The organism is Roseibium sp. RKSG952 (assembly GCF_009711355.1).
Genome location: NZ_SMMF01000830.1, coordinates 1 through 13,717 on the forward strand (window position 1 = coordinate 1; position 13,717 = coordinate 13,717).

The 13,717-nt window shown below is 57.2% G+C and carries 15 protein-coding genes; 9 read left to right on the plus strand and 6 right to left on the minus strand.

The features are described 5' to 3' along the window. Positions 1 to 53: 53 nt before the first annotated feature. On the minus strand, positions 54 to 518 hold the full coding sequence (locus E1297_RS09025; protein ID WP_155136865.1) for a hypothetical protein: 465 nt from the start codon (positions 516 to 518) through the stop codon (positions 54 to 56). A gap of 36 nt (positions 519 to 554) precedes the next feature. Next, positions 555 to 3,068 carry a preprotein translocase subunit SecA gene (gene secA / locus E1297_RS09030; protein ID WP_155136868.1) on the minus strand — a complete coding sequence of 838 codons (2,514 nt, stop codon included), beginning with the start codon at positions 3,066 to 3,068 and terminating at the stop codon, positions 555 to 557. Positions 3,069 to 3,359: 291 nt separating this feature from the next. Here secA and E1297_RS09035 point away from each other — a divergent pair, with 291 nt between their 5' ends. Next, positions 3,360 to 4,046, plus strand: a complete 687-nt coding sequence (locus E1297_RS09035) for a MucR family transcriptional regulator (RefSeq protein ID WP_155136871.1) — start codon at positions 3,360 to 3,362, stop codon at positions 4,044 to 4,046. 118 nt (positions 4,047 to 4,164) lie between these two features. Here the strand turns inward: E1297_RS09035 and E1297_RS09040 are convergent, their stop codons facing one another. From E1297_RS09040 to E1297_RS49790, 4 genes are all read right to left on the minus strand, one after another. Further along, on the minus strand, positions 4,165 to 5,328 hold the full coding sequence (locus E1297_RS09040; protein ID WP_155136874.1) for a glutathionylspermidine synthase family protein: 1,164 nt from the start codon (positions 5,326 to 5,328) through the stop codon (positions 4,165 to 4,167). A gap of 36 nt (positions 5,329 to 5,364) precedes the next feature. Then, positions 5,365 to 5,598, minus strand: a complete 234-nt coding sequence (locus E1297_RS09045) for a hypothetical protein (RefSeq protein WP_155136877.1) — start codon at positions 5,596 to 5,598, stop codon at positions 5,365 to 5,367. A gap of 142 nt (positions 5,599 to 5,740) precedes the next feature. Then, positions 5,741 to 6,412: a PspA/IM30 family protein gene (locus E1297_RS09050; protein WP_155136880.1), complete on the minus strand. Its 672-nt coding sequence runs from the start codon at positions 6,410 to 6,412 to the stop codon at positions 5,741 to 5,743. 26 nt (positions 6,413 to 6,438) lie between these two features. After that, positions 6,439 to 7,125, minus strand: coding sequence for a DUF2170 family protein (locus E1297_RS49790; RefSeq protein ID WP_209015716.1), 687 nt, complete (start codon positions 7,123 to 7,125; stop codon positions 6,439 to 6,441). 247 nt (positions 7,126 to 7,372) lie between these two features. Between E1297_RS49790 and E1297_RS09060 the strand changes: the two genes are divergently transcribed. From E1297_RS09060 to E1297_RS09095, 8 genes are all read left to right on the plus strand, one after another. Beyond that, positions 7,373 to 8,446 carry a potassium channel family protein gene (locus E1297_RS09060; protein ID WP_155136883.1) on the plus strand — a complete coding sequence of 358 codons (1,074 nt, stop codon included), beginning with the start codon at positions 7,373 to 7,375 and terminating at the stop codon, positions 8,444 to 8,446. 96 nt (positions 8,447 to 8,542) lie between these two features. Continuing rightward, entirely contained in the window at positions 8,543 to 9,190 is a 648-nt protein-coding gene (locus E1297_RS09065) for a DUF2491 family protein (protein WP_155136888.1), read from the plus strand. A 199-nt stretch (positions 9,191 to 9,389) separates the two neighbouring features. Continuing rightward, the gene (locus E1297_RS09070) at positions 9,390 to 9,800 is read left to right on the plus strand and encodes a DUF350 domain-containing protein (protein WP_155136890.1); all 411 of its coding nucleotides are present in this window, start codon (positions 9,390 to 9,392) and stop codon (positions 9,798 to 9,800) included. Between the two features lie 31 nt (positions 9,801 to 9,831). Beyond that, on the plus strand, positions 9,832 to 10,398 hold the full coding sequence (locus tag E1297_RS09075) for a DUF1190 domain-containing protein (protein ID WP_155136893.1): 567 nt from the start codon (positions 9,832 to 9,834) through the stop codon (positions 10,396 to 10,398). Between the two features lie 58 nt (positions 10,399 to 10,456). After that, complete coding sequence (locus tag E1297_RS09080; protein ID WP_155136896.1) at positions 10,457 to 10,675, plus strand: hypothetical protein; 219 nt, start codon at positions 10,457 to 10,459, stop codon at positions 10,673 to 10,675. Next, positions 10,672 to 11,262: a hypothetical protein gene (locus E1297_RS09085; protein ID WP_155136899.1), complete on the plus strand. Its 591-nt coding sequence runs from the start codon at positions 10,672 to 10,674 to the stop codon at positions 11,260 to 11,262. The genes E1297_RS09080 and E1297_RS09085 overlap by 4 nt, the downstream gene beginning before the upstream one ends. Positions 11,263 to 11,445: 183 nt before the next feature. Next, positions 11,446 to 11,916 (plus strand): aminoacyl-tRNA hydrolase, encoded by a 471-nt coding sequence (locus tag E1297_RS09090; RefSeq protein ID WP_196223253.1) that lies wholly within the window; start codon positions 11,446 to 11,448, stop codon positions 11,914 to 11,916. Continuing rightward, a complete protein-coding gene (locus E1297_RS09095; RefSeq protein WP_155136905.1) occupies positions 11,909 to 12,844 on the plus strand; it encodes a hypothetical protein in 936 nt (311 codons plus the stop codon). The genes E1297_RS09090 and E1297_RS09095 overlap by 8 nt, the downstream gene beginning before the upstream one ends. Positions 12,845 to 13,717: the final 873 nt, after the last annotated feature.

The window sequence follows — 13,717 nt, forward strand, 5'->3', positions numbered from 1 at the left end:
TGGCAGTCAAGTACGTCATGGGCTTTGATCTGTCCGATTTGGGGGGCTGACGATCAGGGTCTCATGGCGGACGCAGGCTTCGATAGTTCTGGCGCGGTCAGATTGTGACGCGTCGCGGCGGCACGTATCGGCGCGAGAGACTTCTTAAATTCATCGATGCTCGGCGGGTCGAGTTCCGGGACGCGGATGGAATCTGCGGCCTTCTTTACGAGAGCGCCGAGCTTGTCGGCAGCCTTCGCGCCCGCCTTCCAGTATGGCCAGCCGTCGCTGTTTTGGTTCACGATGTCTCGCCAATCCGAAAGATACTGGGAATAGGGTGCGTATTCAGGCAGTTCGTGGTTGATCAGGTCGTGAGCGTCGTCGATTTCGTATTCCGCCAGCATGTTTTCTCCTCGTCTTCGAGCCTGCGGACCGATGTCCGCGAAGGCTGTACTCTTTCCCATTTCTTCGAGGGTTAGCCAGATCCTGTCGAACGAGCCGAGCTCCGGGCGCCCCTTCAAGAAGAGATGTTCCGCCATCGGATCGCAGGTTTCAAGAGGAGAGAGGCCCTTCGGTCAAGCGGCCGTCTGGGGCCTGGTGGGGCGAACCCTCAGTGCGGAGGCCGCAGCGTCACTTGAGATTTCGTTCATCATTCTTTCGAACATCTCGTGAGAGTCGGTTCTGTATTCAATGAGCGGATCGCGTTGCGCGTAGCCCCTGAAGCCAACCACGGCACGCAGGTGTTCGAGCGCCGCCAGATGTTCTCGCCACCCCTTGTCGAGGCTCGTCAGGAGGATGGTTTTCTCGACGTGATCGTTGATCTCCGGCGGGAACATCTCGAACAGTTTCCGGCGAATGAGGAGTACGTTTTTGACGACCTTCTTCTTTAGCTCCTTCGGCCCTATCCCATCCTCGCCCGCCCATTGGGCAACGGGAACATCCACGGCGAGATGCGTTCGAAGGGCCAGTGTGAGCCCCTCTGTGTCCCATTGTTCGGGATACGCGTGCTCGGGAACGTGTCGGTTCACGATCGTTTCGCAGGTCTCTGCGATCATGTCATGAAGGATCTCGGAAGTTAGGCGCCCGTCGGTGAGTTCCTTGCGAATCTCGAGCATGGCCTTGCGTTGCCCGTTGACGACGTCGTCGTACTTGATCAGTTCCTTGCGGACATCGAAGTCGGCGGCCTCCATCTTCTTCTGCGCGCGCTCGATGGCTTTGCTGATCCGGGGGTGGGTGATGACATCGCCGTCCTTGATGCCGAGCTTTGAGAGAAGGCGCCTGAGTTTTTCAGAAAAGAATGCGGCGATCGTCTCGTCCTCGAGGGATATAAAAAAGACGGAGCGACCAGGGTCGCCCTGACGACCGGAGCGGCCCCTGAGTTGGTTGTCGATGCGTCTTGACCGGTTACGTTCCATGCCGATAACGAGGAGCCCTCCGGCTTCGTGCACCAATTCGCGTTCGATCTCGACCTCTTTTGCGATCCGGGCTTCAGCGGCACTTTTCTCGTCTCCGGGCTCCATGTTGGCGAGTTCATGCCCGATCCGTTCGTCGGCGTTTCCTCCGAGCTGGATGTCGGTTCCCCTTCCGGCCATGTTTGTGGCGATCGTGATCGCTCCGAAACGGCCAGCCTCGGCGACGATGTGCGCCTCCATCTCGTGATTTACCGCGTTCAAAACCCTGAACCCGCCGCCCGCATCATTCGTGTCGGTGATCCGGCGCAGGCCGGCCGCGCGAAGCGCTTGGGCGATCCTTTCAGACTTCTCTACGCTCGGCGTTCCAAGTAGGACGGGTTGGCCGATCGAATTGGCTTCCAGGACGGTTTCCACGATAGACCTGATCTTGGAATTCTCGCTCAGGTGGATTTCATCGGTCTCGTCGATGCGTTTGCGCGGTCTGTGAGGAGGAACGACGACGACGTCGAGTCCGTAGATGGTGGCGAACTCCTCCCTCTCTGTTTCGGCGGTTCCCGTCATGCCGGATAGTGTTGGATATCGGCGGAAGAGGTTCTGATAGCTGATGGAAGAAAGAGTTTCGTTGTCCGGCAGGATCTCGACGTTCTCCGCCGCCTCGATCGCCTGATGAATACCGTCTCCGAATCGACGGCCGTAAAGCGCCCGTCCGGTATTTTGATCCACGATGACGATCTTGCCGTTAACGACGACGTAGTCCTGGTCCCTGCGGAACAGGGCCTTCGCCTTAAGGGCCTGGGTGATATGGTCGACGAGGGGCGCGTTCGAGACGAGAAAGAGGTTGTCGCCTTCCTTAAGTCGTCCTGTCCCTCTCAGGATCGCCTCGACGCGGTCGATACCCGCGTCCGTCAGCATGACGTATCGTTCCTTCAGGTTGACAGAGTAGTGCTCGTTCATCTCCAGGCGTGAGACGACATCGTTCGCGATCAGGCAAAGGTCGGGGCGCGCGGCGGCTTCGCCGCTGATAACGAGGGGCGTACGTGCTTCGTCGATCAGGATCGAGTCGACCTCGTCGACGATGGCGAAGAACGGTTCTCTTTGAGCCCTCTGGGTCGCGTCGAAACGCAGATTGTCGCGGAGAAAGTCGAACCCCGCCTCCGAATTAGTGATGTAGGTCACGTCGCACAGATAGGCATCGCGGCGATCGGCGTCTTCCATATCGGAGACGATTATGCCGATGGAAAGTCCCAGAGCGTTGTAGAGGGGAGCCATGAGTTCAGCGTCGCGGCGTACGAGATAGTCGTTGACCGTGACGACATGAACGCCCTTTCCGGCCATTGCGTGCGCGGCGGCGGGGAAGACAGCAGACAGGGTCTTGCCCTCGCCCGTCCCCATCTCGGCGACGGTTCCGTGCGTCATCGCGAGGCCCGCGAGGATCTGAACGTCGTGGGGGGACTTTTGAAGCGTGCGCTCGGAAAGGATGCAGACGGCGGCAAAGAGGTCGAGCAGGTCGTCGCCAGCCGCGGGGATGGATTTCGAGCGGATGCGCGTCACCAGGTTTCTCAGGTCGTCTTCGCTCGAGTTCTTCATGATGTCGCGGCGACATCTTATCTCGTCGACTTGGCGGTTGGCTGAACCGGCTTTCCCGCGAATGGTGCGAAACGGATTGAATGACGGCATGGGAATGGGACTCCGAGGGGGCGTTTGATTTGATGGTAGACATTGATTTTTGATATCCCAAGTACTGAATCTATTTTTAGTATTCTGAATCCTTTATTGATCGCTGCTCAATCCATCACTGATTCCGCGGAAGTCGCCAGAACATAACAAGAACAAAAGAAAAATGCGGATTCGTCAACTTTTTTTGGAACGAATCCATGTCGCCCTACGTATATCGAGTACAGCGCCGATGATGAAGGGTTCGATTTCTTTAAACCCGAGCGCGAACCAACGAAAAAAGGAGTGAGAGCTATGAAGGCGAGTTTCTCAAACGCGGCTGTACGTCAATACGGCAATACTGCGGCTGAATTCTCCAAGGAGATCGTGGTGGCCTATCTGAGCAATTCGAACAACACCGCTACCACAGACGAGGTCCTGAGCATGTTTGCGGGCATTCAGAACTCGATCACAGCGATGCTCGAGAACGCTTCGGCGACGGGCGTTTCCGAAACGTCGGTCGAAGGTCCCGGCATTCCGGAAACGGTCGTTCCGGCGGCGAAGCCGGCTGTCTCCGAGCTGAACGGTGATGAAGTTCGTGTCGCCAACGAGACCGCGGCCTCCACGCGTGTCGGTATCCATGCCAAGTTCCCGGACATCGACATCGAGCCGGTGATCGACATCGAGGACAGCATTCGCGGTGACAAGCTGGTCTGCCTGATTGACGGGGTGGCGAAAAAGATGCTGAAGCGGCATCTGCGCTCCAAGTACGGCATGGAATACCACGAGTACCGGGAATTCTTCGGTCTCGAGGATGATTACCCGTCCGTCGCCCCTGGGTACTCAGATCTAAAGTCCCGGGCAGCGAAGAACCAGGGTTTCGGCCTGACTGTAACCAAGATGCCTCGGGTCGAACGCGGATTGGCTGCCCGTAAGAAAGGGGCGACCGCAAGCGCCAACAACAAGACGCGCGCCATGCAGAAGGCCTTGGTGGCCGTTTGAGATTTCCTGGATCCCGGGATCTCAAAGTACCTCGTCGCGGCCGGATGCGGACGTGCCGGGCGACGCGAGAAAACCCGGTTTCGGCCGGGTTTTTTTGGCGGACATCTCGTTGGTCTCCTTAATCCAGAATGATGTGCGGTACGAAGCGAGAGAGATCCTTCGTGACCTTGCTCTTGTCTTCGCGAATACCGATACCAGCTGCCTCGTCGCCGACGATCCAGGAGCCGATCACGGTGTAGTCCTCGCCGAACTTCGGGAGTTCGCGGTATTCCTGAAGGATGAATCCCTCATCGCCGTAATCGCCTTCGGTAATGGTGTCGTCGCCGTCCTTCCTAATGATGTCGACGTTCGCCCCTTCCCGGCTGAAATACGGCTTGCGGACGTAGATGTCCGGCAGGCTGGCTGGGTCGACGGCTTCCTCGAAGTGGCTTTCAAGAAGGTTCGGATGTCCCGGGAAGAGTGCCCATAGGAGCGCCAGCATGCCCTTGTTTGAGAGGACTGATTTCCAGGCGGGTTCGATGAAGTTGGTCCCGGACTTCCGCATGACCGGGCCGAATTCTTCGCGGAACATGTCCTCGTAGGGGTAGAGCTTGAAGAGGTTGTCGATCACGTAGTCTTCGTTATCGGCGAATCGGCCCTGCGCATCCACGCCGATATCCTCGATGAAGACGAACTCGGTCAGAATGTCGGCCTGCTTCGCGCAGTCGGCGAGGTAGTCGACGGTCGCGCGGTCCTCATTCGTATCCTTACAGCATGAGAAATGAAGGCGGCAGCCCGGCTCGAAAATCTCGCCGAAGCGCTTGATCAGCTTCTCTTGAATGGAGTTGAATTGGTCGGCGTGCGCCGGAATGATGCCGTTTTGCACCTGCTGTTCGAACCAGATCCACTGGAAGTATCCGGCCTCGTAAACGGAAGTCGGCGTGTCGGCGTTGAATTCGAGCATCTTCGACGGGGCGTTGCCGTCGTATGAGAGGTCGAACCTTCCGTAGAGCGAGAGGTCCTTGTTCTTCCATGAGCTGCGGATCCAGTCCCACTGCTCCTCCGGAATCTTGAGTTGCTCCATCCACTGTTGGTCATCGACGGCGACGTCGACGGCCGCTGTGCACAACGCGAAAAGTTCGGTCGTGACATCCTCGATGTCTTTCTCGATCTGATCAAGAGTGAAGACGTAGGCGGAGGTTTCGTCCCAGTAGGGTTCGCCGTGCATGGTGTGGAAGACGAAGCCGAGTTCCTCGGCCATGTCGCGCCAGCCTGGACGCTCGGGGATGATGATGCGTTTCATGTTTCGTATCCGTTTGTTGTTTTCGGTCTCGCGCCGTTAGTCGCGCTTGAAGAGGCCCTTGAGGACGCCGATCAGGGATCCGAAGATGGATTTGTTGAATACGAGGGAGGCGACGAACAGCCAGAAGACCCACGCGCTCGCCCACCAGACATAGGTCATCGGATTGAACCAGTGAGTGAAGAGCGGATTGAAGGAGATGCGTCCCGTCAACGGGGCAGCAAGGAAGTAAGCGGTCGCGACGGCGATCCAGATGAAGGTTGAATTCTTCATGGCGTTTCGTGTCCTGTCTTAATCGAACTTGTTGCGACAGATTTGGATGATATGCAGCGGTCATTCCCTTCGGCTTGACGAGGGACCGTCGGCATGACTGCCGACGGTCGTTTTTATCCGGGCGTTTCGCCGCCCGCAGCTCCTACAAGGAAGCCAGGATGTCGGCTGCCGACTTGGATTTACCGGTCGTATACTTGGCCAGCTTGTCCTCGAGGTCCGCGCCACTCGACGCGCGCTCCTCTTCAGCCGCGGCGTCCAGTAGTGCCTGTTGGTCGGCCTGACGCTGTTCCAGGCGGTCGAGGCTGTCCATGGCTCCGGCCAGCGCTCCATTGGAGGCGAGTGTGTTGGTGGAGGCCGCCTTCTGTGCCTTGATCACAGCTTCCTCGGCCTTCGCGCTTTCGACACGACGCTTCAGCGTTTCGATGTTGTTCTGCGCCTGGCGAACTTGCCCTTCGCAGCGGTCGGCGCTCTTGGCGTAGGAATCGGCCTGAGCCTGAGCTTCGTTCTTGTTCTGCTCGATCTTCTGAGCGCGCTCGACGAATGCGTCCAGGTCGTCTGTGTTGCCCGCTTCATTGGCTGCCTTGGCGCCGACTATCAGCTTGTCGTACTCAGCCTGGAGGTCCGCGACTTCGCGTTCCTTGCGGATCTTGCGGGCCACCAACTTGGACTTCTCGGCCTTCGCGGTGTTCAGGGCTTCGGTGGAGTCGCGGATCTGCTGGTCCAGGATGGTCATCAGATTGGCATCGACGATCTTCTCGCCGGCTTCATTGGCATGGCCTTTGATTGCTGTCACGATATTGCTGAAAATGCCCATTTGAGGCTCCTTTTTTCTTGGATGGGTTAGGCGGCTAGTTGTTTCGACGGATGCAAGTCCTTGGCCATCTCGATCGCATTGTTGGCGATCGTACGGAATTCGGTGATGACCGAGGCCAGGACGGAGCGGGAGGACATCGAACCGAACAGCTCGTAGTATTCGCGGCCGTTGATTTCCTTGATGCCCAGCGCGCAGAGCGGCAGAAGCTCCTTGTGGTTGCGAAGCATGGTCGCTTCGAAACCTTCCGGGTTCTCCTGTTCGTCGCGCGCCCACAACAGGGTGGAGGTGACGATCTGCTCGCCGGTAATGCCGACGTAGAGCTTCAGGTCACCTGCGGCTTCGACGGTGACTTCGAGGGCGCTTTCGCCGAGGGCTTCGCAGGTGAATTCTCCCGGCAGAAGATCCTCGCAGGACTCGATCGCGGTCTTCAGGGTTTGTGCGGCCCATGGTGTGGAAACCGTGGTCATTTCGGCAATCTCCGTTTTTTTGAGAGGGTCGTCCGAGCGCGGAATGGCCGCGGCCGGACTAGCGGTTATGACCGATCCTTTGCGGATTCGGTCGGCGACGAATTGCACGAGAGGCTCGTCCTTGGGAGCGACCCATACCTCGACGCGCTTCAACCCGAGGGACTTCAGACGCTTCCTGCGTCTTCCGGACCTCTCCCCCTGCGACAGCGGGGCTTTCTTCGATGAAGGATTCGGCTCCTTGGCCATTCCGTTCCTCAAGGAATTGGGTTACTGGTAACCGGATTTAGACATCCGGCAAAATTGATATGACATCCATCAGTAGGGATTTCAAGTGTGACCGGCCACATTTATTTTGCGTGACCGGAACGCTTGCGAAGGATTCGATCCTAGTTTATCGATGACTAACACCAAATTTTAAGGATTCGAAGAAATTGGTTGACAGATCCGCTTGGGGCGTCGATTTATAGCTTGAAGAATTCATCCGGAGGAAGTCGTGCCTATACTGACCTTTTTCGTGCACCGGATATATTGCGCGTTCTCGGAACTACGCCCTTGGGTGGTGGTTCTGATGCTTTTCGCATACCTGATCATCTCTTGGTGCCTTTTTTGGCTGGCCGGGGAGACGGAGCTGACGACGGACCCCTTTGTCTTCCTTTATTTCTCGGCGACGGTGGCATCGACTGTCGGCTTCGGTGATCTATCCCCGGTCACGAGCGCCGGTCGCCTGATCGCTGTCCTCTGGTTCTTTCCGGCCAGCCTCATGCTCTACACGATGTTCCTCGGAAAACTCATCGCCTTCTTCTCTGAAAGGATTCGCCGCATCATGAACGGACACGGCAATTACGAAAAGATCGACGGTGCGACCGTCATCGTCGGCTATCATCCCGACCGGACCCCGAAGATGGTCGAGGAACTCGTCGCGGGCGGCAACGGGGACGAAAACATCATCCTCGTCTCCAGGAAGGAGGTCGTGGACGTGCCGAAAGGCGTTCGTTATGTGCGTGCCGAGAGGCTCGACAGCCTCGATGCCCTGCGACGCGCCGGAGTCAAGGCGGCAAGGAAGGTTATTCTCTACGCGGACAGTGACAGCGAGACGTTCAACGCATGCTGGGCGCTGCGCGAGTTGAACGAAACGGTGCATGCGGCCGCCTATTTCCAGGATGCCGCAACGGCGAAACGCGCCGCAAAGCACGCGAACGTGGAAACGGTCGTATCGAATTCTGGCGACATGCTCGTGCGGGCCGCACAGGATCCGGGCGCGAGCGCGATCCTTATGACGCTCGGCTCGGCATCGTTTGAATCAACGGTGTTCTCGCAGGAGGTAATCAATTCGACGGTCGCTGTCGAGGATCAGCTCGAAGGGGTTCTGCGCGCGCGTGACGCCACCCTTCTGGCCTACAAGAAGCCGGACATGGGGTGTCCGAAATTCCGCCCCTTCCCGGCCTGCTTCTCGAAGGGAACGACCTTCTACTACATCGCGAAAAGCCGAATTCCGGAGGATGTCTGGGCGCAGTTACGTTTCGAGCAGCCAGCACCGGAACTCGAACGACGAAGGCGGGCTTCGTGAGCGGGGTCCGGCTGAACTTATTCGCCGCCATGGGTCGCACCGCTCTGCGCCCGGGTGCACACTTCAATGCAACATCAAATCAGGGAGAGAGCGTAAATGTTTGATTGGCTCACCGGAAAGAAGAAGAACAAGGAAGCTGAGAAGCCGAAGCTTCCGATCATCTACGACTACACCATCGGACGGGACCTCGCCATCGAGCCGACCTACCTGAAGCTGTTGCCGCAGGAGGGGTTCTTCGAGGTGGACCGGGACCACTTCATGATTTCCGCTCAAGGGAAGATTGATTTCGGCGAGCAAACCTTCTGTCATCGCTTCTACGATGATCAGGACACCGTGCTCTTCCAAATTCTGGGGTCGGAGGACGGCGATCGCATTTACGAGATGAAGCTCTGGTCCTACTTCAAGGTCGAGAACCCGAACGACGCACGTTGGGAGGAATTGAAGGTTCTGATGAAGGGTGAAACCTTCGTTCTCCACGGCGACGAGGGCAAGGCCGTCTTTGTTCGAGAATGGTTCGCGGATGACGTTGGTCCGGCCGGCCCTGTGACCTACTGGGAAACGGTCTACGACGAGGTGGACGGCAAGGGTCGCGAGATCTTCCAGACCGCAATGCTGTTCTCCCGCGAGCTACCCGGCGGATCCTTCGAGTACCTTCTGGTCAATCTCGAGGAGCCGACCGATGGCGACCGCACCGCTACCTTCATGATCGGCGTGCCGATCACCCGGAGCGAGTTGAATGTCTAGTCGGGATTTGTCGTGTTTCTTTTGCGACATCGCGGCGGGTGCTGGGTCTGCCGGCGATGTTCGGTGGCTTCCTGTCTTTCTGACCCGGTGAAAAGTTTCGCGCGGTCGTCGTTAGGGGTGGCGTCCGCGTGATCGAAACCGCGAACTCCCGGTTCGCATCGTCCCCTGAACGAACGCGCCAAAACAAAGGAAAATGTTCATGTTTGACATCGCGTCCTCTCTCGCCGGCTTCCCGGCCTTCGCTCTCTACTTCGCTGTTTCCGTCGCCGCCGTCCTGATCTTCATGAAGATCTACACTGGCATCACGCCGCATGACGAAGTGGCTCTGATCAAGGAAAACAATCCGGTCGCCGCGATCACCTACATCGGTACCCTTGTGGGATTCGCACTGCCGCTCGCCAGCGCCTTGGAGAATTCGGTCGGCATCTTTGACTTCCTCGTCTGGGCCGTTGTCGCCGCGATCGCTCAGATTGTCACCTTCCTGGGTTTCCGCGCCTTCTATCCGAAGGTCTCCGTGCGCATCAAGAACGGTGAATACGCGGTCGGCGTGAAGCTTGCGGGTGTCTCCCTCGTCGTCGGCATCCTGAACGCTGCGTCGATGACCTATTGATCCGCACGAACAACGAACCAAGGAGAATTCCATGAAACGATCCCGTTCGATGAAGCTCGTTCTAATGGCGACGACCGCGTTGCTCGTAGCGGGCTGCAATTCCGAGGAATCCGTTGAGGTCACGGGCTTTAACGATCTCGAGCAGTGCATCGCCTCCGGTGACTTCACCGAGGCCGAGTGCAAGGAATCCTACGCGGCAGCCAAGGAGTATCATGAGAAATCCGCGCCTCGATACGACTCCTTCAAGTTGTGCGAGGAGCAGCACGGCATCGGCTCGTGCGGCCGTTCCGAGAGCGGCGGCGACTTCTTCACACCGTTCCTGATGGGCTACGTGGTCTCGAACATGTTCAGCGGCACGACCCATATGCACGATTCCCGTGATTGGGAAAGTCGCGTGCGCCCGGTATACCGGACGAAGGCGGGCGGTCTGGCGACCTCCAGCGGCTATTCGCTGAGCCGCAATAAGGACGGCCAGCTGGAAATGCCGAAGTCCTCCGTCACTTCGAAGCCGAAGGCGGCGAAGGTTCAGACGCGCACCTCGGTGGTGTCCCGCGGCGGCTTCGGCGGACGTTCTTACGGCGGCTCGCGCGGCGGTTGAGGTTTCGGGGTGGCGCCCGAGCGCCGCTCCTTTGTTATCGTTGGAAGGACTGGATTTCATGTTGGAAGAAGAGAAGGACATCTGGAAGACGGTCTACGTCGCGTTCGTTCGAGAGAGAGCCGGCATCAATGCGAACGTGGAGCTCTCCTTGGGGGAGCCGCGTGTGGACCTTGAGGCGCTTGATAAGGCCTCCAGGGAGGCGGCGACGAACGCGGTTCGGAGTTATCGTCGGTCTATGGAAGAATTGAAATTAACCCTCCCATCGGAGTCGGCATGAGCGATCTTGACGTCATCAATCATCACGGGGCCGTCGTCGACCTGCGGACGCGCAAGATGTGGCGATGGCTCGACCCCTTGGGTCTCGGCCATCGTGAACGATACGATTTCGAGTACGAGATCGCCTTCGCCGTCCAGACGTACAGCCGAGCCTGCGTCGAGGTGGGCGGCAACGAATTAAAGGAAGTCGGGGAGATCTACGACCTTTATGGTCTCGGGACATCCGCAGACGGCGTTCTGGAGGACTACGTCAAGGGTCTTCGCCGGGATTTCGGCGAGGCTCCGGTCGACATCCTGATCAAGACGCGTGTCGAAAGGGAAGCGTGTCTGTTCAGCGACGAACGGCCGTTTTACAGTGGAAGCGTCAGTATCGTACATATTCCGCGTTCCTGGGTGTTCGTGGAGGAGGATTTTGGCGACTTCGAGCTCGAACGAACGGAATTCACGGTCTGGAAGAACGGCGAGGCGACCGCCGACGTGGAGGTTCTCAGGAATTTCCTTAAGAAATGCGCCGAGGGTGACGTGTTTGGCACACGGAGAAATGGCGAACTTCGTCACGCCGGTCCGGATGATATTTTGGGCTGGTAAATCGAGATGGAATTGAATTCTTGAGGTGCTTGCCGATCGCGCTTGACCGCGCCTTTGAGTTGGGAAGAGCGCCCTTCCGGATTTCGTTCTTAGGCCATGGAGCGACCTTGTCTTAAATGTGTGTTGGAAACCCCGTCCTTCAGGGCGAGGAAGATGTTAACGACTGGAAGTGGGAATTCGCTCATGGAACTGAAGAAAGGAGCCGCTGTCGTCGATCTCCTGAAGTCGGGCATCGTAGCGGATTTTAGGTCTCCCGATCAGATCGGGGAAGACGAACTCAAGGTGTGGCTGCTAGTTCGAAGGGATCTGGAGCTGTCGGCGGGGAAATTGGCGGGACAGTCGGGACACGCCTTCTTCGCGCTCGGAATGCAGGCCGTGACCTCCGGATCCTTGGGTGCTCTCGAACGCTATCTGAACACGGGCCAGGCGAAAATTGTCGTCGGCGTGAAGTCCGTCGACCAGTTGAACGCATGCGTCGCCCTCGCCGAGGAGCGCGGGATTCCGGCCGTCCGGGTCGTCGATGCCGGAAGGACGGAATTGAACCCGGGAACGTTGACCGTTGCGGCAATCGGCCCCTGTCGCCGGTCGGAGCTTCCGGGGAAGATAAGACGTCTCAAAATTTACCAGAACGTGGAGCGAACCGCAGATGAATGACAACCTTCCTGCGATTAACGAGGGTTTCCGGGCGCGCGACGTGTTCGCACTGGCATGGCGGGATTTGGAGGGCGAGTTCGGCTCGGCTCTCTGGTTCGTGGTGAAGCCGTTTGCGTTCCTCGTCGTTTTCTGTCTCGTGGCCTACTCCATGATGGCCTACGCCATTGGAACGCTGTCGTTTTTCCTGGCGTTGGTCGTGCTCGTGCTGGGCATGGTCGCCTCGACACTCGAAATGAAGAAAAAGATCCTGGGAATTCCTCGGGAGCGCTCCCTTTTGGCGAGCGTTACGACGTTCGAGTTCTGGATCTATACCTTCGTCGCGATGGGCGCGACGATGACCTATTTTGCCGCTGGGGCCGCTCCGATCTCCGTCATTACATCTCTCGCAGGCGTGGCGTTCCAGAGCTTCAGCGATGCGGTCGTGACAACGGATGCGTCGACGGTTGCTGGTGAGGGGGTTCGCGGGGGGTTCGCGGACCACGCCGCGCTCGAGACCTTCGCCATGGGTCTCGCCGTCATCGTCTTCGCGATGTTCTTGGGTGTAATCGCGGGGTTTGTGGCGTGGGCTCGTCTTGGACTCATCACAACCTTCGTCGTGGATGGCCGGGTTCCATCCTACAAGGCGACCTGGAAGATGCTCTCGGGACATACGTGGGTGGTTTTCAGGGTCTTGGTTCTCTGCAACCTGCTGCCGTTCCTGGTCACAGCCGTCTTAAGGACTCTGGCGACGTTCACGGATATAGGAGTCCTCGGGAAGGTGGGCATCGGGCTGGTGATCGTTCTTGTTTTCGTCGCTCAATCCATTCTGTCATCGGCCGCAGTGGCAAGAATTTATCTTATCGTTAAGGATTCGAGGAATTCGTTGTTGCCCGCGAAGAGGGGTGCGTATATGTCGAAATACGGACCCTTAACATCTTTCCGGCCCTAAAGGACGGGGCTGCAGGGCAAATTTCAGGTGAAGACAGCGCGGCGCTGAGATGTCCCTCCTACGCGAGAGGTTTCCGGAACCCGGTCCCGACCAGTGTCACATCACGGCCCCGGGCCTCGGGGCCGCCGGGGATAAGGTCCGTGACTTTCCGTTCGATTGCGACCGTCTTTGGGATGCCTATTGCAAGGCTTCAGGTAAGGTCGCGTTTCCCGGCGATTGTTAGATCGAAATTCAGCAATGGATCGAGAAAAACGAGAGTCAAGAAATCGGTAACGACAAGCTGTTTTTTCTGACCCCTCCGGGAGATGGCGTATCAACGACTAGGTGCCATCGGACTCGGTAAAGCGAAAGCGACAGAACAGGGCGGGCCTTCCCGTATGCGCCAGACCTCGCCGCAAAGGTCGTGTTCTGAAACCTGCGAGCTAGTCAGCATCGTTCTGACTTCTTTTCTGCAACTTCCTCCTCATTTTTGGGTGAATCTCTATCCGCCCTCGAGGACATCCGCACTCGCAACTCGGAAAATCAGGAAATTCAACTCAAGCAAACAATTTGGACCTTCAAAATAAAATCGGGGTTTTATTTTCGGATGTAAGGTATAGAAGTTGCAATGAGGATTAGTGCACCAACTCCACACGATGCAAAACTTCCAAAATATACATCTATTACTTGCAACAAAACAATGATTAAAGCGACAATAGCAACTGATTTAAAAACATTTACATAATTTAGTTCATTGAACATAACATTATTTATACTAGAAACACTACCATTCGTCAATAACTTCAGCAAAAAATAAGCTAAAAAATTCGTACCTATCCACTAAACAAAGGTTCTTTAAGAATGCCTTGTTTCTTTCGGTTTGACAGTGTCTTT